This window comes from Cellulomonas cellasea, from assembly GCF_030372105.1.
Lineage (GTDB): Bacteria > Actinomycetota > Actinomycetes > Actinomycetales > Cellulomonadaceae > Cellulomonas_A > Cellulomonas_A cellasea_A.
In genome coordinates, this window is sequence record NZ_JAUDBQ010000005.1 from 110,429 (window position 1) to 130,001 (window position 19,573).

15 protein-coding genes are annotated in these 19,573 nt (G+C 73.2%); 8 read left to right on the plus strand and 7 right to left on the minus strand.

Annotated elements, in window-relative coordinates:
* Positions 1 to 143: 143 nt before the first annotated feature.
* The 5 genes from QUV83_RS06635 to QUV83_RS06655 all read right to left on the minus strand — a co-directional run bounded on the left by QUV83_RS06635 (position 144) and on the right by QUV83_RS06655 (position 4,643).
* The gene (locus QUV83_RS06635) at positions 144 to 1,166 is read right to left on the minus strand and encodes a DUF2804 domain-containing protein (RefSeq protein ID WP_289563405.1); all 1,023 of its coding nucleotides are present in this window, start codon (positions 1,164 to 1,166) and stop codon (positions 144 to 146) included.
* Between the two features lie 55 nt (positions 1,167 to 1,221).
* A complete protein-coding gene (locus QUV83_RS06640; protein WP_289563406.1) occupies positions 1,222 to 1,878 on the minus strand; it encodes a LysE family translocator in 657 nt (218 codons plus the stop codon).
* A gap of 43 nt (positions 1,879 to 1,921) precedes the next feature.
* Positions 1,922 to 2,632, minus strand: a complete 711-nt coding sequence (locus tag QUV83_RS06645) for a DUF2599 domain-containing protein (protein ID WP_289563407.1) — start codon at positions 2,630 to 2,632, stop codon at positions 1,922 to 1,924.
* 248 nt (positions 2,633 to 2,880) lie between these two features.
* Positions 2,881 to 3,564: an ABC transporter ATP-binding protein gene (locus QUV83_RS06650; RefSeq protein ID WP_289563408.1), complete on the minus strand. Its 684-nt coding sequence runs from the start codon at positions 3,562 to 3,564 to the stop codon at positions 2,881 to 2,883.
* A complete protein-coding gene (locus tag QUV83_RS06655; protein WP_289563409.1) occupies positions 3,561 to 4,643 on the minus strand; it encodes an ABC transporter permease in 1,083 nt (360 codons plus the stop codon). Before QUV83_RS06655 ends, QUV83_RS06650 begins: the two co-directional genes overlap by 4 nt.
* A gap of 188 nt (positions 4,644 to 4,831) precedes the next feature.
* Between QUV83_RS06655 and QUV83_RS06660 the strand changes: the two genes are divergently transcribed.
* Both QUV83_RS06660 and QUV83_RS06665 read left to right on the plus strand, forming a co-directional pair.
* Complete coding sequence (locus tag QUV83_RS06660) at positions 4,832 to 6,022, plus strand: sensor histidine kinase (protein WP_289563410.1); 1,191 nt, start codon at positions 4,832 to 4,834, stop codon at positions 6,020 to 6,022.
* Positions 6,019 to 6,651 (plus strand): response regulator, encoded by a 633-nt coding sequence (locus QUV83_RS06665; RefSeq protein ID WP_289563411.1) that lies wholly within the window; start codon positions 6,019 to 6,021, stop codon positions 6,649 to 6,651. The genes QUV83_RS06660 and QUV83_RS06665 overlap by 4 nt, the downstream gene beginning before the upstream one ends.
* Here the strand turns inward: QUV83_RS06665 and QUV83_RS06670 are convergent.
* Positions 6,638 to 7,606 carry a DMT family transporter gene (locus QUV83_RS06670; RefSeq protein WP_289563412.1) on the minus strand — a complete coding sequence of 323 codons (969 nt, stop codon included), beginning with the start codon at positions 7,604 to 7,606 and terminating at the stop codon, positions 6,638 to 6,640. The two genes, QUV83_RS06665 and QUV83_RS06670, sit on opposite strands and share 14 nt — an antisense overlap.
* Positions 7,607 to 7,887: 281 nt before the next feature.
* On the opposite strand from QUV83_RS06670, the gene purL reads away from it, so the two are divergent.
* The 3 genes from purL (at position 7,888) to QUV83_RS06685 (ending at position 13,365) form a co-directional block, all read left to right on the plus strand.
* A complete protein-coding gene (purL, locus tag QUV83_RS06675; protein WP_289563413.1) occupies positions 7,888 to 10,299 on the plus strand; it encodes a phosphoribosylformylglycinamidine synthase subunit PurL in 2,412 nt (803 codons plus the stop codon).
* A 133-nt stretch (positions 10,300 to 10,432) separates the two neighbouring features.
* Positions 10,433 to 11,779 carry an NADP-specific glutamate dehydrogenase gene (gene gdhA / locus QUV83_RS06680; protein ID WP_436231892.1) on the plus strand — a complete coding sequence of 449 codons (1,347 nt, stop codon included), beginning with the start codon at positions 10,433 to 10,435 and terminating at the stop codon, positions 11,777 to 11,779.
* Between the two features lie 221 nt (positions 11,780 to 12,000).
* The gene (locus tag QUV83_RS06685) at positions 12,001 to 13,365 is read left to right on the plus strand and encodes a glycoside hydrolase family 6 protein (protein ID WP_289563414.1); all 1,365 of its coding nucleotides are present in this window, start codon (positions 12,001 to 12,003) and stop codon (positions 13,363 to 13,365) included.
* A 122-nt stretch (positions 13,366 to 13,487) separates the two neighbouring features.
* On the opposite strand, the gene QUV83_RS06690 is transcribed toward QUV83_RS06685, so the two are convergent.
* Entirely contained in the window at positions 13,488 to 14,063 is a 576-nt protein-coding gene (locus QUV83_RS06690) for a DoxX family protein (protein ID WP_289563415.1), read from the minus strand.
* Positions 14,064 to 14,199: 136 nt separating this feature from the next.
* Here QUV83_RS06690 and QUV83_RS06695 point away from each other — a divergent pair, with 136 nt between their 5' ends.
* The 3 genes from QUV83_RS06695 (at position 14,200) to QUV83_RS06705 (ending at position 19,403) form a co-directional block, all read left to right on the plus strand.
* Positions 14,200 to 14,580, plus strand: a complete 381-nt coding sequence (locus QUV83_RS06695; protein WP_289563416.1) for a sterol carrier family protein — start codon at positions 14,200 to 14,202, stop codon at positions 14,578 to 14,580.
* 176 nt (positions 14,581 to 14,756) lie between these two features.
* Positions 14,757 to 18,890: an ExeM/NucH family extracellular endonuclease gene (locus tag QUV83_RS06700; protein WP_289563417.1), complete on the plus strand. Its 4,134-nt coding sequence runs from the start codon at positions 14,757 to 14,759 to the stop codon at positions 18,888 to 18,890.
* Between the two features lie 114 nt (positions 18,891 to 19,004).
* Positions 19,005 to 19,403, plus strand: a complete 399-nt coding sequence (locus tag QUV83_RS06705) for a histidine kinase (RefSeq protein ID WP_289563418.1) — start codon at positions 19,005 to 19,007, stop codon at positions 19,401 to 19,403.
* Positions 19,404 to 19,573: the final 170 nt, after the last annotated feature.

Genomic DNA, 19,573 nt, shown 5'->3' on the forward strand with positions numbered 1-19,573 from the left:
AAGCGGTCAGCGACAACACCGTGCGCTCGACGCAGAGAAGCTGCGGAGGCACGTGGTGGTGAGGGTCTGAGAGCGCATGATGCCGTGAGGCTACCAGGTGGTAGGCGAAGGTCGGGCCGACGACCTCGTGACGGACGGGCGCCTCACCAGCGGTTCCGCGCCTCCTCGGCCCAGCCCTCCACGCCGTCGACGCGCACCCGCTCGCCGTCGTCAGCGGTCATCCACCCCGCCCACGTGCCGAAGCACTGATGCGTCTCACCTGCGACGACGCCCAGGTTCATCCGGGAGGCGCGCTCGTGGAACGGCGTGAACTCCAGGTCCACGCGCTCGCGGCCCGCGTCGTGGACGCGCCACGGGGCCAGCCAGTCGGAGCGGTCGTACTCCCACACCAGCTCGTCGCTGTTCTTGTGCAGGCGCCCGTCGAGCAGCAGCGCGTTCTCCGTGGAGCCCGTGCCGTCGGTCCACCGGCCGCCCACCTGCACCCCCACCACGGCGCCGTCGACCCTGCCGCTGCCCGCGCCCCAGTTCCAGCGCATCGAGTACGGCCACCGCCCTCGGCCGTGGTCGAGCACCGCCCACGAGGCGCCGTCGGGCACGTCATGGGCCACCCCGTCCACCACGAGCGTGCCCGTGACCGGCCGGGCCACGTCCTTCACGGTGTACTGGAACCGGCGCCCGCTCCACGGCACCACGACCCCGAGGCTCTCGTGGCCGACGTCCGGCATGGACAGCAGGTCCACCGTGACCCGCTCCGTGCGGGCGCGCAGCAGCGTGCGGCTGTCACCCTCGGTGAGCGTGATCTCCAGGCCGCGCGCGGTCGCGCTTGCGGGGCCAAGGCCGAGGCTCGCCGGCAGCACCGCGCCGCGAGCGAAGGGGACCACGGCGACGTGGTCGACCTCCTCGCCGGTCGCGCGATCGAGCACCCACACCTGGTGCTGCGCCGCGTAGTCCAGGCTCGCCACCGTCAGCCCGATGACGTGCGTCGGGGTCATCACCCCCCAGTACTCCCACCGCTTGGCCCGTCCCCAGCCGCGCAGCTCCGTGTGGTGCAGCGGCCGCCGGCTCCACCCGATGGCCGCGGGATTCAGCCGGCCCGACGGCAGGCACAGACTGACGGCCTCAGTGATCTCGCGCTCATGCGCGGTCACCTCATGGTCGGTGGGCACAGCACTCCTTCGCCGGTGTTGCCCACGACCGTAGCCGTCACCACCCCAGGTCAGATCATGCGGCGACACGCCGGGCGGTGAGCGTCACCGCCGCGAGCGCCGCGTAGACGCCCGCCGAGACCCGGTCCAGCACCCGCATTCGCAGCCGGGGCAGGAACCGCCGCACGGCGCCGCCCGCCAGCGCCCACATCGAGTCGAGCACCCACGCCAGCGCGATGAACAGCAGGCCCAAGGTGAGGAGCTGGAGCGACACCGGCCCGGCGGCGGGCACGACGAACTGGGGGAGGAACGCCAGGTAGAACACAGCGGTCTTGGGGTTGAGCGCGCCCACCAGCAGGCCCGCCCGGAACGCCCCGCCCGACGTGGGCGACCTCGCGCCGCCCTTCGCGCCCTCGACGTCCCGGGTGTCGGCGAGCGTGCCCGGCGTCCTGGCCCGCCACGAGCGCACCGCCAACCACACCAGCCACGCCGCGCCCACCACCTTCACGGCCGTGAACATGCTCGCGCTGGCCACCACCACGGCGGACAGCCCTGCCACGGCGGCCAGCACATGCACCAGGTACCCGAGCTCGATCCCGGCGGTGGCGGCGAGGCCCGAGGCGCGGCCGTGCCGCAGCGTCGTCGCGAGGATGAAGCCCACGGACGGGCCGGGCACGAGGATCAGCGAGACGCTCGCCAGCGCGAACAGCACGAGCCGGTCGGTGGGCACCATGCTCCGAGCCTGCCACGGCGGCCCCGGCGCGCGCGGGCGGTTTTCAGGTGGGGTTGCAGCGGGCCGCGAGCGTCGCGAAGGAGCCGACGTCGGGCCGCCACGGCTCGAGGTTCCAGGACTCCTTGTCCGGGGCTCCGAGCGCGTGACAGAGGAACTGGTCGCGCATGCCGTTGGTGTCGGCCTCGGGCTCCTGCGCGACGACGGCCGCCCACACGCCCTCCTGCGCGGCCAGGCCCCCGGCGCGCGCCCACGCGGTGGGCCGCACCGCGAGTGACCGGCCGCCCTCACGCTCACCCCAGTCGGCGGGGCTGTCGAGCATGCGGGCGCCGAGCCACAGCGTCGCGGAGCCCGCCGCCACCGTCGCGTCGCCGGTCAGCGAGGAGACGGTGAGGTCGAGCACATCCTCGGCGACGGCGGAGAACTTCGCCGTGACCGCGCCTTCTGCGGCTCGGGCGGTCGGCGCCGCGAGGCCACCGGCGAACGACCCGTCCGCCGCGCGCAGCACCACCGAGCCGTCCACCTGGACGTCGAACACGCTGCCGGACGGGGCCGCGAGCGTGGCGACCAGCGCAGGCGCCGCCGAGCCGTCCGGGACCTCGAGGGTGAGCCGCGCCGACCCGTCGTCGAGGGCCTCGGCGTCGGGGGTCGCTCCCGGGGTCATCACGGTGAGCGTCACTCCCTCTGCGGTGAGGGGGACGCCCTGGGCGCGGATCTCGTCGGCGGTGGGCCGTGCCGCCTCGGGCGTCGCTGTCATGGTGGGAGCGGAGGTGGCCCCGCTGGTCGGGGGAGTCGTCGTCGGGAGCCCGGTGCATCCCGCGAGCACTGCGGCTCCGAGCGCTGTCACGGCGGCGCACCGCGCACCGCGCCCACCGCCCTGCGCGGGCCAGCCCCGCCTCGCTCGCCCTCGGGCAGCCGCCTGTCTCCGCACGGTGGCACGGTAACCCGCGACGTCCCCTGGAGCGCCCTTCGCGTGGGCGCTCCCGGGGACGTCGAACAGCAGGGTCAGGCCGCCGCCGCGGGCAGCCGCACCCGCCCGTCGAGCATCTCGACCACCTGGTCCACCTCGCCCAGGTGCGCGCGGTCGTGCGTGACGAGCACCGTCGCGACGCCCTGCCGGTGGGTCAGCGTCACCACCAGGTCGATGATCGCGGCGCCGCGCTCGTGGTCGAGCGCGCTGGTGGGCTCGTCGACGAGCAGCACCGCCGGGTCGCCCATGAGGGCGCGGGCGATGTTGACCCGCTGGCGCTGCCCGCCGGAGAGCTGGTGCGGGCGCCGGTCGGCGAAGTCCGCCATGCCGACGGCGTCGAGCAGCTCGAGCGCGCGCGGCCGGGCGGCCCGGGGCGAGTGCCCGGCGAGGTGCGCCATGACCTGGAGCTGCTCGGCGGCGGTCAGCGACGGCAGCAGGTTGGGCTGCTGGAACACGATGCCGACGCGGTCGCGGCGCAGCGTCGTGAGCGCGTCCCGGTCGAGTCCGGTGGTGTCCGTGCCGGCGACGACCACCCGGCCGGAGTCCGGGCTGATCAGCGTCGCGGCGACGGCCAGCAGGCTTGACTTGCCCGAGCCGGACGGGCCCACCACGGCGGTGAGCGTGCCCGCGGGCACGTCCAGGCTCACGTGGTCGAGGGCCGTCAGGCGCGACGTGCCGTCGGGGTAGGTGAGGGTGACGTCGGTCAGGGTGAGGCTCATCGTGCGCTCCCGAGTGCGGTCAGCGGGTCGACGGACGTGATCCGTCGGATGGACAGCCCGGCCCCGGCGGCGCCCAGCGCGATCATGACGAGCGCGGGCACGAGGACAGTGCTGAGGTCGAGGACGAACGGCGCGGAGCCACGGATGGCGAGCCCGACACCGGCGGCGATGGCCGAGCCGATGGCGGTGCCGAGCACGAGCAGCACCACGGCCTGCCCGAGCGCGTCGCGCAGCAGGTACCGGGTGGAGGCGCCCAGGGCCTTCAGCACGGCGACGTCGCCGCTGCGCTGGATGGTCCACACCGTGAAGAAGGCGCCGATGACCAGCGCGGAGATCGCGAACAGGAACCCGCGCATGAGCTGCAGCGAGCCGTTCTCCGAGGTGTAGGAGCCGATCGCGGACAGCGCGTCCCCGGTGGTGACGGTGCTGGTGCCGAGCCGCGCGTCGGCGGCGGCCAGGTCGGCGCCGGAGTCGGTGGTCAGGGCGACGACGGTGGCCGTCGGCGCGTCACCGTCGGCGGCGGCCCCACCCTGCTGGGCGTCGGCCAGGCTCGCCCACACCACGGGGGTGTGGCTGTACCAGTCGTCACCGGCCACGGCCGCGACCTCGACCTGGCGGCCGGCGAGGGTGAGCGTGTCGCCGGGGGCCAGCCCCAGGTCGTCGGCGGCGGCGGTCGAGAGCACCACCGACCCGTGGGCGACGCGGCTGTCAGGCGCCAGCGACGACCCGGGCTCGACGCCGAACGCGGCGACGCTCGCGGCCTTGCCGCCGTCCACGGCCGCCCGCGTCATCGTGATGGCGAGCGGCTCCGCCGACGTCACCCCCGGCACGTCGGCCCACGCCTGCCACGTGGCGGCGTCGACCTGCGAGTCGGTGAACGACACCTTCTCGCCATCGGCCGGGGCGGTGAACGCGAGCCGGTCGGCGCGCAGGTCGGTGATCGCGGAGATGTTCTGATGCGCGAGCCCGGCGGTCAGTCCGGAGACGAGCCCGACGAGCACGGTGATGAGGACGACGACCACCCCCATGAGGGCGAAGCGGCCCTTGGCGAACCGCAGGTCTTTCCAGGCGACGAACACAGATGACGGCCTTTCACGCGAGTGGATGCAGGCGCCGGGACAGGGGCCCGGCGACATCCCCCACGCTCCCCGGAGCGACCCCCCACGGGCATCGCGCTCGCGGTGGGACTGTGATGGCCGGAAGGCGCAGGCCCGCTCCGCCTTTTGATCGATGCCGCGACTCGGGCGGCGACCTAGCCTGGGAGGACGTGAGCGCCCGATCCCTGACCCCCGTGCTGCTGCGCGTCTGCCTGCACCTGCTGGTGGTCGCGCTCCTCGTGCTGGCCGGAGTGCGGGCCGTCGCCGACCAGATGGACGATGCGGGCGCCGTGGTCGCGACGGCCGTCGCGCTCGGCGTCGTCTACCTGGCCGGTCAGGCGGTCCCCGCGGTGCGGCGCTCACGCGGCGCCGCTGTTGTGTGGCTCGGGGTGCTCATCGCCGCGTGGCTGGTGCTGCTCGCGTTGACCCCGGACGGCATCTGGCTGGCGTTCCCGTTGTTCTTCGTCGAGATGCACCTGCTGCGCCCGCGCTGGGGGGTGCTCGCGGTGGCGCTGACCACCGTCGCCGCGATCGCGGGGTTCGGCTGGCACCAGCATGTGCTCACCGCCGCGATGGTCATCGGCCCGGTGCTCGGCGCGGCGGTGTCGGTGGCGGTGGTGCTCGGCTACCAGGCGCTGTACCGGGAGAGCGAGGAGCGCCGCCGGCTCATCGAGCAGCTCCAGGAGGCGCGTGACGACCTCACGGCGGCCGAGCGCACCGCGGGCATGCTCGAGGAGCGTGAGCGGGTCGCCCGCGAGATCCACGACACCCTGGCCCAGGGCCTGTCCAGCATCCAGCTGCTGCTCCGCGCGGCTGAGCGGCGCCTGCCCGACAACCCCGACGAGGCGCTGGCGCACGTCGAGCGGGCCCGGGTGGCGGCGGCCGACAACCTCGCCGAGGCGCGGCGCTTCGTGCGCGACTGGTCGCCCCCCGACCTCGAGGCGGGCGACCTGCCCAGCGCGCTGCGGCGCGTGGGCGCCACCACCGCCGACACGGCGGGGATCGCCGTGCACGTGCAGGTCTCCGGCGAGCCGACCCCGCTGCCGTCGGCGCATGAGCTCGCCTTGCTGCGCATCGCGCAGTCGGCGCTCGCCAACGCCGTCCAGCACGCGCATGCCAGCCGCGTCGAGCTCACGCTGAGCTACATGGGATCCGAGGTGGCGCTCGACGTGGTCGACGACGGCCAGGGCTTCGACCCGGACGCCGTCGACGCGCCCGGCCGGGCCGCCGACGGCGGAGGCTTCGGGCTCGCTGCCATGCGGGCGCGCGCCCGGTCGCTCGGCGGCTCGCTCGCCGTGGAGTCCGCGCCCGGCTCCGGCACGGCCGTGGCCGTGACCCTCCCCGTGGAGGCCGGCGCATGAGCGAGCGCGTGCGCCTGCTGCTCGCCGACGACCACCCGGTGGTCCGCGCCGGGCTGCGCGCCGTCCTCGAGACCGAGCCCGGCTTCGAGGTGGTCGCTGAGGCCACCACCGCCGAGGAGGCCGTCGAGCGCGCCGCCCACGGGGACGTCGACGTGGTGCTCATGGACCTGCAGTTCGGCGCGGGCATGCACGGCACGCAGGCGACTGCGCAGATCACCGCCCAGCCCGGCGGGCCCCGGGTGCTGGTGCTGACCACCTACGACACCGACGCCGACATCCTCGCCGCCATCGAGGCGGGCGCCACCGGCTACCTGCTCAAGGACGCCCCACCCGAGGAGCTCGCAGCAGCCGTCCGCACCGCCGCGGCAGGCCGCTCAGCACTCGCCCCCGCCATCGCGATGCGGCTCATGGACCGCGTCCGGGCGCCGGGCGGCGTGCTCAGCCCTCGCGAGACCGAGGTGCTGCAACTCGTCGCCGAGGGGCTGTCCAACCAGCAGATCAGCCAACGGCTGTTCCTGAGCCAGGCCACCGTGAAGTCCCACCTGGTGCACATCTACACCAAGCTCGGCGTCGACTCCCGCACCGCGGCGGTGGCCGTCGCGACTCAGCGCGGCATCATCCGCCGCTAGGCCGCGCCGCCCCGACCTCACGGGTCTCCGCGCCGGGACCGGTCGGGTGGCTCCCGGGCCGCGCCGGCCCATCCGAGCCCAACCTCTGCGCGCCCAGCGTCGACACCAGCACGATCACGAGCCCGACCCACCCGATCGGGGCGAGCCGGTCGCCAGCCAGCGTGACGCCGACGAGCGCCGCCCACACCGGCTCGGTGCCGAGCAGCAGGCTGACCCGGCTCGGCGACGTGCGACGGACCGCCCACATCTGGACGACGAACGGGAACACGGTGCAGACGACGACGAGGAACACCATCGCCGCCACCTGCCCGGCGTCCATGCGGGGGACGAACGAGGCCACCGACTGCGGCGTGAAGAATGAGGCCGCCACGAAGGCGACGCCGCACACCGCCATCTGCACGAACGTCAGGTTGAACGAGTCGAGCGGCCTGCCCCGCGGCAGCCGGTGCATCATCGTGACGTGGACCGCCCGGACGACGGCGGCGCCGAGCACGAGCCAGTCCCCGAGGCCGAAGGTCGTGACCTCGCCGCCCGCGGTGAGCAGCGCGACCCCGAGGATCGACAGGACGCCCGCGACGTAGTAGATCCCCGCCAGCCGGGTCCGATTCACCACGGACTCGAGGACCGGCGTGAAGATCATCGTGAGGCTGATGATCAGCCCGGCGTTCGTGGCGCTGGTGCCGGCGATGCCGAACGTCTCGAACGCGAAGACCGCCGTGAGGATCACGCCCAGCGTGACGCCGACCGTCAGCTCGCTCCTCGTGACGCGCCGACCGGACAGCAGCAGGCCCGCCCCGAGCAGCACTGTCGTCAGGCCCATCCGCACCCCGAGGACGGCGAGCACCGCGCCACCGGCGACCAGCTCCTTGGCCACCCAGTAGGTCGCGCCCCAAGCGACGGCAACCGACATGACGAGCAGGTCGACGCGCAGGCTAGCCCTGACGGCTGTCGTCATCGACGGCTCGGCCAACGCCGGTGTCGCCGCGGGGCGTGAGGTCGCTGCACGATCTCAGGACGCTAGCCATCAGCGGCCGCGGAGACATCCCCGGTCACATCATGAGATTTGTCGGGTATCGCCCGTTCGCCCCTCATGGGCGCGACTGAGCGTCAGACGGGCCCGCGCCGACCGCCCTCTGGGCGCCCAGCCCGGGCACGCAGTGGACGCCGGTAGCCTGGCCTGGTCTTCCGACGGACCCCGCGGACCCAGCCGTCCGGGCCACCCACTCGAGGGAATCGATGACCAGCGCGCCTCAGCACGACCCCGCCACGCATGCCTCCGACGCCCGGCGTCACTCGGACACGGTGGAGCACGCCGCCGCGACCCCGGATCAGGAGCAGCCCTTCGCGGAGCTGGGCCTCAAGCCCGACGAGTACCAGCGGATCCGCGACATCCTGGGCCGGCGCCCCACGGCCGCCGAGCTGGCGATGTACTCGGTGATGTGGTCCGAGCACTGCTCGTACAAGTCGTCCAAGGTGCATCTGTCGCAGTTCGGCGAGAAGACGACGCCGGAGATGAAGAAGCACCTGCTGGTGGGCATCGGCGAGAACGCGGGCGTCGTGGACATCGGCGACGGCTGGGCTGTGACGTTCAAGGTCGAGTCGCACAACCACCCGTCGTATGTCGAGCCGTACCAGGGCGCGGCGACGGGTGTCGGCGGCATCGTCCGCGACATCATCTCGATGGGCGCGCGCCCGGTGGCGGTCATGGACCAGCTGCGGTTCGGCGCGATCGACCACCCGGACACGGCGCGCGTGGTGCACGGCGTGGTGGCGGGCGTGGGCGGCTACGGCAACTCCCTGGGCCTGCCGAACATCGGCGGCGAGCTCGTGTTCGACGCCTGCTACCAGGGCAACCCGCTGGTCAACGCGCTGTGCGTGGGCGTGCTGCGCCACGAGGACATCCACCTGGCGAACGCGTCGGGCACAGGCAACAAGGTCGTCCTGTTCGGGGCCCGCACGGGCGGCGACGGCATCGGCGGCGCGTCGATCCTCGCAAGCGAGACATTCGACGACGAGAAGCCCTCGAAGCGCCCGTCGGTGCAGGTGGGCGACCCGTTCATGGAGAAGGTGCTCATCGAGTGCTGCCTCGAGCTGTACGCCGCGCGCGTCGTCGAGGGCATCCAGGACCTGGGCGCCGCGGGCATCTCCTGCGCGACGAGCGAGCTGGCGTCCAACGGTGACGGCGGCATGCACGTCGACTTGGAGAACGTGCTGCTGCGCGACCCGACCCTGACGGCCGGCGAGATCCTCATGTCGGAGTCGCAGGAGCGCATGATGGCGGTCGTCACGCCGGAGAAGCTCGACGAGTTCCTGGCCATCACCAGCAAGTGGGACGTCGAGACGGCCATCATCGGCGAGGTCACCGGCACGGGCCGCCTGACCATCGACCACGACGGCGAGCGCATCGTGGATGTGGACCCCAAGACGGTGGCGCACGACGGCCCCGTCTACCACCGCCCGTTCGCCCGCCCGTCCTGGCAGGACGCGCTGAACGCCGACTCGATCAGCGGTGACGCGGCCGACCGCGTCGCCCGCCCGAGCACCCCCGAGGAGCTGCGCGCCACGCTGCTGAGCCTGCTCGGCTCCCCGAACCTGGCCTCTCCGGCGTGGGTGACGGACCAGTACGACAGGTTCGTGCAGGGCAACACGGCGCTGGCCCAGCCCGACGACGCCGGTGTGATCCGGGTCGACGAGGAGACGGGGCTGGGCGTGGCGCTCGCCACCGACGCGAACGGCCGCCACACCAAGCTCGACCCGTACACCGGCGCGCAGCTCGCGCTCGCGGAGGCGTACCGGAACGTCGCGACGACGGGCGCCCGCCCGCTCGCGGTGACCGACTGCTTGAACTTCGGCAGCCCCGAGGACCCGGACGCCATGTGGCAGCTCGTCGAGGCCATCCGCGGCCTCGCGGACGGCTGCCAGGTGCTGGGCGTCCCGGTCACCGGCGGCAACGTCAGCCTGTACAACGGCACCGGCGAGCCGGGCAAGATCGACTCGTCGATCCACCCGACGCCCGTCGTCGGCGTGCTCGGCGTGCTGGACGACGTGGCCGACGCGACCCCGTCGGGATGGACCACCGCTGGCCAGGCCGTCTACCTGCTGGGCACGACGCGTGACGAGCTGGACGGCTCGGCGTGGGCCGATGTCGCGCACCAGCACCTGGGCGGCCTGCCGCCGAAGGTGGACCTGGAGGCCGAGCGCCGCCTGGCCGAGGTGCTGGCGCACGCGAGCCGGGACGACCTGGTCGACGCCGCGCACGACCTCTCCGAGGGCGGCCTCGCGCTGGCGCTCGTCGAGTCGAGCCTGCGGTTCGGCGTGGGCGTCCAGGTGAGCCTCGCCGGGCTGTGCGAGCGGGACGGGGTGACGCCGTTCGCGGCGCTCTTCTCCGAGTCCGGCGCCCGCGCCCTGGTGGCGGTGCCGCGCAGCGAGGAGGTCCGGTTCACGGATCTGTGCACTGCGCGCGGCGTCCCGGCGCTGCGCCTGGGGATCACCGCCGAGACGTGCGCCGCGGGCGCGGGGGCCACGGCGGCCGCGCACGACGACCAGCACGCCCACGTGCCGGCCGTCGAGGTGGAGGGGCTGTTCACGCTGCCCCTCGACGAGGCCCGGACGATCTCCGCCCAGACTCTCCCCGCATACTTCGGGTGATCCAGCCGGGCACGAGAGGCCCGCTGGCGCTGTGGATGCGACGCTCAGAGGGCGGACGTCCCAGGCGGGTGCGGGTCATGAGCCCTAAGGTGCGCAAGGTTTTGTGTGCCGTGGGTACGAACGCTGTGGAGGCATGATCGTGAAGGTTCAGCTCGAGTCGGTCCTGGAGCAGGTGCTACACCGCAACCCCGGGGAGCTGGAGTTTCACCAGGCTGTCCGCGAGGTGTTCGACAGTCTCGGCCCGGTGCTGCACAAGAACCCGCAGTACGTGGACGCGGCGGTGCTCGAGCGCATCTGCGAGCCTGAGCGGCAGATCATCTTCCGGGTGCCGTGGGTGGACGACAAGGGCCACGTGCAGAGCAACCGCGGGTTCCGGGTGGAGTTCAACTCGGCGCTCGGCCCGTACAAGGGCGGCCTGCGCTTCCACCCGTCGGTGTACCTCGGCATCGTGAAGTTCCTCGGCTTCGAGCAGATCTTCAAGAACTCCCTCACGGGCATGCCCATCGGCGGCGGCAAGGGCGGCTCCGACTTCGACCCGCGTGGCAAGTCCGACGGCGAGGTCATGCGCTTCTGCCAGTCGTTCATGACGGAGCTGTACCGCCACATCGGCGAGTACACGGACGTCCCGGCCGGCGACATCGGCGTGGGCGGACGCGAGATCGGCTACCTGTTCGGCCAGTACAAGCGCATCACCAACCGCTACGAGTCGGGTGTGCTCACGGGCAAGGGCGTCTCGTGGGGCGGCTCGCTGGTCCGCACCGAGGCCACCGGCTACGGCACGGTGCTGTTCGCACAGGACATGCTGCGCACCCGCGGCCTGTCGCTCGACGGGCGCCGGGTCGTGGTGTCGGGCTCCGGCAACGTCGCGATCTACGCGATCGACAAGGCCCAGCAGCTCGGCGCGAACGTCGTGGCGTGCTCGGACTCGACCGGCTCGGTCGTGGACGAGAAGGGCATCGACGTCGCGCTGCTCAAGCAGATCAAGGAGGTCGAGCGCCGCCCGATCTCCGTGTACGCCGAGCGCCGTGGCGCCGGGGCTGTGTTCCGCCCGGGCGTGCGGGTGTGGGACATCCAGGCCGACGTGGCGCTGCCCTGCGCCACGCAGAACGAGCTCGACGGGTCTGACGCGCGCCAGCTGATCGACTCCGGCGTGATCGCGGTGGCCGAGGGCGCGAACATGCCGACCACCCCGGACGCGGTGGCGATGTTCCAGGACGCCGGCGTGCTGTTCGCGCCGGGCAAGGCCGCGAACGCCGGCGGTGTCGCGACGTCCGCCCTGGAGATGCAGCAGAACGCGAGCCGTGACGCGTGGTCCTTCGACTACACCGAGGACCGCCTCTCGGCGATCATGTCCGGTATCCACGACCGTTGCGCGTACACCGCCGACGAGTACGGGCACCCGGGCAACTACGTGATGGGCGCGAACATCGCGGGCTTCACCAAGGTGGCCGACGCGATGCTGGCGCTCGGGGTTATCTGACCCGCACACCTCCACTGCCCTCGGAGCCCCCGCCTCGACCTCCTGGTCGGCGGGGGCTTCGTCGTTCGTGGGCCGCACCGCGCTCCGAATCGTTTAGGGCGGAACAGAAAGCGCTCACCTTCTGGCGCTGGCGACGCTGACCGGGTTGTGTCGTCCCGACACTCGCGACCCCGTGCACATCGCCGTCACGTCGGTCGCGCCCCCGAACGATGGAGAGACGCATGTCCCACCGCAGGAAGGCCGCAGCGCTGCTGAGTGCGAGCCTGCTCACCGTGACCGGCATCGGCCTGGTCTCGGCCACCGCGGCACAGGCCGCACCCGCCTGTCGCGTCGACTACGCGATCACCAACCAGTGGCCCACCGGCTTCGGCGCGAACGTGACGGTCACCAACCTCGGTGACCCGCTCACGTCCTGGACTGTCGACTGGACCTACGGCGCCGGGCAGAAGATCTCGCAACTCTGGAACGGCGCCCTCACTCAGAGCGGCGCGAACGTCACCGTCACGAGCCTGCCGTGGAACGGCGCGGTCGCCACCGGCGCCCGCGCGAGCTTCGGGTTCAACGGTTCCTGGAGCGGGTCGAACCCGATCCCCAGCTCCTTCCGGGTCAACGGCACCACCTGCACCGGCACGGCGCCCACGTCGAATCCCACGACAGTGGCGCCCACCCCGACGGTCAGCCCCACCGTGACGCCCACCGTCACGCCGACGGTGACGCCCACCACCAATCCCACGACGCCGCCGCCCCAGACCGGCGACTTCTACGTCGACACCGACACCCAGGCGTACCGCGCCGCCGCAGCCGCGTCAGGGGACACCAAGACGCTGCTCAACAAGATCGCGCAGACGCCGCAGGCCTACTGGGTCGGCGACTGGGACGCCCCCGCCGACGCGCAGGCGGGTGTCCGTGACTACACCTCGCGGGCCGTGGCCGCCGGCAAGACGCCGGTGCTGGTCATCTACGCGATCCCGGGCCGCGACTGCGGCTCGCACTCGGGCGGCGGCGTCGCCGAGAGCGAGTACGCGCGGTGGATCGACACCGTCGCCGCGGGCATCCAGGGCAACCCGTGGGTCGTCCTGGAGCCGGACGCGCTCGCCCAGCTCGGGGACTGCAGCGGCCAGGGCGACCGCGTCGGGTACCTGAAGTACGCCGCGAAGGCCCTGACCCTCAAGGGCGCCCGCGTGTACCTCGACGTCGGCCACTCGGGCTGGCTCGGCACTGCGGAGGCGGCGCGCCGCCTCAACCTGGTGGGCTTCGAGCACGCGGTGGGCTTCGCGCTCAACACCTCGAACTACCAGACGACTGACGCCTCGCGGTCCTACGGCCAGACCATCTCCGGCCTGACGGGTGGCAAGACGTTCGTCATCGACACCTCGCGCAACGGCAACGGCTCCAATGGCGAGTGGTGCAACCCGCGTGGGCGCGCGCTCGGCGAGCGGCCGGCGCGCGTGGGCAGCGGCGCTCTCGACGCGCTGCTCTGGGTGAAGCTGCCCGGTGAGAGCGATGGCGCCTGCAACGGCGGCCCCGCCGCCGGTCAGTGGTGGCCGGAGATCGCGCTCGAGATGGCGCGCAACGCCCGCTGGTGATCGGGGGCGCCCGCCGATGAGCGGGCGCTCCTGACGGGCGTCGGTCGGCCTCTTCCCTGCGGATCAGGCCGGCCGACGCCTGTCGGCAGTCCCGCCGTGCCGTTGGCCGGCGGCACGGCGGGTCAGCGGAGCCAGTGTTGGCGGCCCACCAGCGAGCCCCACCAGCGGCCCAGGCCCCAGGTGTCGCCCGCGTAGAGCACAGCGCAGACGATCATCACGAGTGCGTAGATGACGTGGTAGTCGACGACCGGGTTGCTCGAGCCCTCCAGCGGCGGCCACTCGGCCGCCCACATGCACAGCATGAGGATGGTGCCCGCCACGGCGGTGATCCGCAGCGCGACGCCGGCCATGAGCCCGATGCCGATGCCCAGCAGGGCCGCCATGAACAGCCAGTCGGTGAAGGTGCTCGCGATCGACCCGAAGAAGTCCGCGAACGGTCCCACCGCCGCGAACTTCATGAAGCCCTGGCTGGGCGTCCCGCCGTCGATCCAGGCCACCGATGGCGTGCCCCCCTCGACAGGCGCCCCGGTGCTGTAGTGCAGCCCGAACGTCTTGTCGAGGAACGCCCACAGGAAGATGAACCCCGTCGCGATCCGCAGGACGGCGAGCCAACGCCGCCCGGACCCTGATGTGACCACCCGGCTCTGGACCGACGTGGTGGAGCCCGCAGCGCCCGCCACGGGTGGTGTGCTGGCCATGATGCGCCCCCTGATCGCTTGTGGAACCTGCGATTCCCCCAGTTTCCCCCCGTATCGGCCAGAGCGCGCCGCGCCAGCGGTCAGCGGCCCATGGCGCCCGGTGAGAGGGGCCGCCGCCCTCGGGCATGATCGAGCCATGGGTGTGAGACGGCGGACCGATCCGGCGCTGGGGCGCGAGGCCGTGTGGCAGTGGCGCGACGCTGGTGGGGACGTGCCGGTGGCGGTGCGCCGGATGGCCGTGCGGTTCACGCTTGAGGAGTTGGCGGACGTGGCTCCGGGGCGCTCGGTGGAGGTGCGGGTGCCGCCCGACGGCGCCGTGCAGGCCATCGAGGGGCCACGCCACACGCGGGGCACCCCGCCGAACGTGGTGGAGACCGACGCGCAGACGTGGCTGGGGCTCGCGACCGGCGAGCTCGCGTGGGAGGACGCGGTCGCCGCGGGCAGGGTCTCGGCCTCGGGCGAGCGCGCGGACCTGGCGGCCTGGCTGCCGTTGCAGGCGACGCGCCGACGCGGCTGACCAGCGCGCCAGGTGGCCGGGGCATGTCGTCTCGATGACGTGCGGGTCACCGCTTGGTGACGAGTTACCGACCAGTCCGTTCTGGGGTAGCGGTGGGCGATTCGCCGGGTTTAGCGTGCGAGCACGCCAGGTGCCACCCGCACCGACGGCATGGCTCGGCCAAGGAGGACCGTCCGATGCTCACCCCACGGCGCCACACCAAGCGCCTTCTGCTCCCCGTCTCCACCCTCAGCGCCCTGGCCCTCGTGGTCGGGGCGCTTCCCGCGTCCGCCGATCCGGCGCCTGACGGCTCGACGGCCGCGTCCGCCGACGAGGCCGTCGCCGCCCTCGCCGCGACGCACACCATCGCCGAGGTCCAGGGAACCGGCGCCGCGTCGCCGCTCGTCGGCCAGGAGGTGACAGTCGAGGGCGTCGTCACCGCCGACCACCGCGCCTCGGGCTACCGCGGGCTGTACGTGCAGACGGCAGGCTCGGGCGGCGCGGAGGACGCGACGCCAGGGGCCTCCGACGGCGTCTTCGTCTTCCTGCGCGCGGGCACGACCGACGCGGTGCTCGGCGACGCCGTGAGCGTCACCGGCACGGTCTCCGAGTACTTCGGGCTCACCCAGATCGGCACGTCCACCGTCGGCGCCACCGTCGCCGTCGTCGGGGGCGACGCCACCCCGCCGCTGCCCACCGAGCTGCCCGCGACACTGCTCGGCGCGGACCGCGAGCAGGCCGAGGGCATGCTCGTCGTCCCGCAGGGCGACTACCGGGTGACGTCCACCCACCAGCTCCTCAACTTCGGCACGGTGTGGCTCGCGGCGGGCGACGAGCTGCCCGTCAAGGCGACTGACGTGCTGCGTCCCGGCCCCGAGGCGCAGGCGCTCACCGCGCAGAACCTCGCCCGTCGGCTGTTGCTCGACGATGGCCGCAACGTCACCCTGAGCGACCCCACGGCCCAGCCGTACGCCACGCCCGAGGCGCCGGTCCGCAATGGCGCGGCCGTCGCCTGGCCGCAGGCGCCGTATGTGCTGAGCTACGGCTTCGACGACTGGCGGCTGCACCCGACGCTGCCGATCGACGCGAGCACCCCGGCTGCCCAGAAGGCCGCCTTCACCGGCGCCGAGCGCCCGGCGGCGCCCGAGGCCGTCGGCGGCGACCTGCAGGTGGGCGCCTTCAACGTGCTGAACTACTTCACCACCCTGACATCGGTGGACCCGGACGCCCGAGGGGCCGCCACCGCGGCGCAGTTCGCCGTGCAGCGGTCCAAGATCGTCGCGGCGATCACCGGGCTCGGCGCCGACGTGGTCGCCCTGCAGGAGATCGAGAACTCCACGCAGTTCGGCGACGGGACGCCCGATGTGGCGCTCGCGGACCTGGTGGCCGGCCTCAACGACGCAGCCGGCGCCGAGGAGTGGGCGTATGTGCCGACTCCCAAGGCGCTCGTCGGGCCGGGAGCGCCCGCCACCGACGTCATCCAGAGCGCGATCATCTACCGCCCCGCGGCGGCGACCCCGGTGGGCGACAGCGCCACCCAGGTCGACGAGACGGTGTGGGGCAACGCGCGCGAGCCCATCGCGCAGACGTTCGTCCCGACGGTCGCGGGCGGCGCGGGGAAGGCCGAGCCGTTCACGGTGATCGCCAACCACTTCAAGTCCAAGAGCGGATCCGGCACGCAGCCCGCCGACGGCCAGGGGTTCTTCAACGCCGACCGGATCGCGCAGGCGCAGGCAGTCGTGGCCTTCGCGGACGAGCTGCGGGCGAGCAGCGGATCCGACGACGTGGTGGTGCTCGGCGACCTGAACTCCTACGGCCAGGAGGACCCGGTGCAGGTCTTCGCCGACGCCGGGTGGGTCGACCTCGTCGCCACGCTGGCGCCGCGGGAGGACACCTACACGTTCGACGGGGAGCTCGGCTCGCTGGACCACGCGATCGGCACGCCGTCCTTCGCCGAGCGGGTCACCGGGGCGGATGTGTGGACCATCAACGCGCCCGAGTGGCTGGGCCTGGAGTACACGCGGCCGTGGGCTGACGCGGCGTCGGTGTACCGATCCTCCGACCACGACCCGGTGCTGCTCGGCCTCGACGCCGGGGGTGGTCCGGCCACCGGCACGGCCACCATCGACCTGCTGACTTTCAACGACTTCCACGGCCGGCTCGAGGCGGGCGGCGGCACCAGCCCGGTGGCGGGCGCCGCCGTCGTCGCGGGCGCCATCGAGGCGTTCCGGGCGCAGAACCCGGCGACGCTGGTCGCCTCGGCGGGCGACTCGATCGGGGCGTCCACGTTCACGTCCTTCGTCCAGCAGGACACCCCGACGCTCGACTTCCTCGACCTGATCGGTGTGGACGCGTCCGCCCTCGGCAACCATGAGCTCGATCAGGGCCGCGCGGACATGGACGATCGCGTCATCCCCAGCACGGACTTCCCGTGGCTGGCGGCCAACCTCTACGACCGGGCCACGGGCGCGCCCGCGTTCGACGAGTACGCGCTGAGCGACGTCGACGGCGTGACCGTCGGCTTCATCGGCGCCATCACCGAGGACCTGCCCACACTCGTCACCCCGGCGGGCATCGCCTCGCTCGAGGTGCGCCCGGTGGTCGCCGAGGTCAACCGCGTCGCCGCCGGGCTCACCGACGGCGACCCGGCCAACGGCGAGGCGGATGTCATCGTGCTGCTGGTGCACGAGGGCGCCGCGGGGACTGACCTCGCGGACGTCACCGACGACTCGGCGTTCGGCCGGATCGCCACGCAGGTCAGCGGCGAGGTCGACGCCATCGTCGGCGGCCACACCCACCAGCGGTACCTGCACCGGCTTCCCGTCGAGGGCTGGGCGGAGGGCCTGACCCGCCCCGTGATCCAGTCCAGCCAGTACGGCGAGGCGCTGGGCCACCTCACGTTCACCGTGGACCGGGCCACTGGCGAGGTCACCGGCATCGACGCGGAGAACGTCAGCCTGGCCCCGGGCGGGGTGGCGGCGTTCCCGGCCGACCCGGCGGTGGCCGCGCTGGTCGCCGACGCTGTCGCGGCGGCGAGCGAGCTCGGCTCACGGTCGCTCGGCACGATCGCGGCCGACTTCAACCGGGCGCGTGACACCCCGACCTCCACGAACGCGAACGGGCCGGAGAACCGGGGCGGCGAGTCCACCCTGGGGAACCTGGTGGCCGACGTGCAGCTGTGGTCGACGCGCGAGCTCGGGGCGCAGATCGCCTTCATGAACCCGGGCGGCCTGCGGGCGGACCTGCGCTACGCGTCCACCGGCGCCGGGGACCCTGACGGCAACGTCACCTACCGGGAGGCCGCGACGGTGCAGCCGTTCGCGAACACCCTGGTCACCACGCAGCTCACGGGCGCGCAGGTGCGCCAGGTGCTCGAGGAGCAGTGGCAGCCCGCAGGGTCCAGCCGGCCGTTCCTCAAGCTCGGCGTCTCGCAGGGCCTGAAGTACGTGTACGACCCGACGGCCCCCGCCGGGCAGCACGTCACCCAGGTCACCCTCGACGGCGTGGCCCTGGACCCGGCGGCGGTCTACACCGTCGTGGTGAACTCGTTCCTCGCGTCGGGCGGCGACAACTTCGCCACCCTCGCGCAGGGAGCGGGCGCCCGAGACTCTGGGCGGGTGGACCTGCAGGCCTTCGTGGACTACCTCGCGGCGTCCTCGCCGGTGGGCCCGGACCTCGCCCAGCGGGCTGTGGGCGCACGCGTGACGAGCACTCCCGCGGGTGGCGTCTACGCGCCGGGCGGCACGGTCACGGCCGAGCTGTCGTCACTGCTGTTCAGCGGCGGCGAGACACAGGCGCAGACGGTGGACGTCACCGTCGGCGGGGTCGCGGCGGGCGCGTTCCCCGTCGACCCGACGCGCGTCGACGGCACCGACGAGGTCGGACGGGCGTCGATCTCCGCGACGATCCCCACGACGGCCACGACCGGGCCGGTCGACATCGTCGCGACAGTGCCCGGCACCGGCACGAGCGTCACCCTGACCGTCCAGGTGCAGGCGGCGCCCGTGGCCACCTGCACCGTCGCCTACCGGAAGGCGGGGCTGTGGCCGGGCGGGTTCATCGCCCTCGTCACCCTCACCAACGACTCGGCTGCCACCCTGAACGGCTGGGAGCTGGGCTGGACGTTCACGAAGGGCGAGCGGGTCTACGACGCCTGGAACGGCCGGCTGACGCAGCACGGCGCCCAGGTGACGGTGCGCAACGAGTCGTGGAACCGCACCGTGCGACCAGGACGCTCGGTGAGCTTCGGCTTCCTCGCGTCGGCGCCGCGCACCGGGCCCGGCACTCCCACCGGGTTCACGCTCGGCGGGACGCCCTGCACGGTGTCCTGAGCAGGTCTCGCCGTCGCGGCGCCGGGGAGAACCCGGCGCCGCGACGGCGCAGGCCGACGCGGCGCTGTCCGACGATCGCGCTGTCCGACGATCCTGCTGACCTACGATCGTCAGGTGTCAGACCAGCAGCCCGCGCAGGGCGAGCCCCAGACCCCGCCGCCGTCGCCGCCCGAGCCGCCCACCCGGCCTGAGCCGGAGGTCGAGGGCCCGAAGCCCGTGCCCAGCGAGGCGGAGCTCCGCCGGATCGCGACGCCCGCCACGGTGCGCCGGGCGCCCAAGGTCAGCGCCTTCATGGCCGTCGGCGCGCTCGTGGGCATCGTCGTGGCGATCGTGCTCGTGCAGCTCAGCGCGGGGGACGGCACCCGCGGCTCGGAGGGCGCCGGCTTCATCTCGTTCCTCGACGGCCTCGGTGCTGTCAGGTTCCTCATCGGCCTCGGGCTCGGCGTCCTCGGGGCGTTCGTCGGCGGCGGGATCGCCGTCCTCCTCGATCGGCGTAGTGGCCGCAAGCGCTGATCCGCGTCGTCCCGGGCCCGTCGGGCCGCCTGCCTCCCCGTCTTCTCCGGGGTTCGTGGCGGTTCGGCGGGCTCTGTGCTGTGCGTCCTCGCAGGTCAGACCCGGCGCCGGGCGCGGGGACGGGACGGGATTCCGTATGTCATCTGAACGATCTTCGCTCGCGACACGCC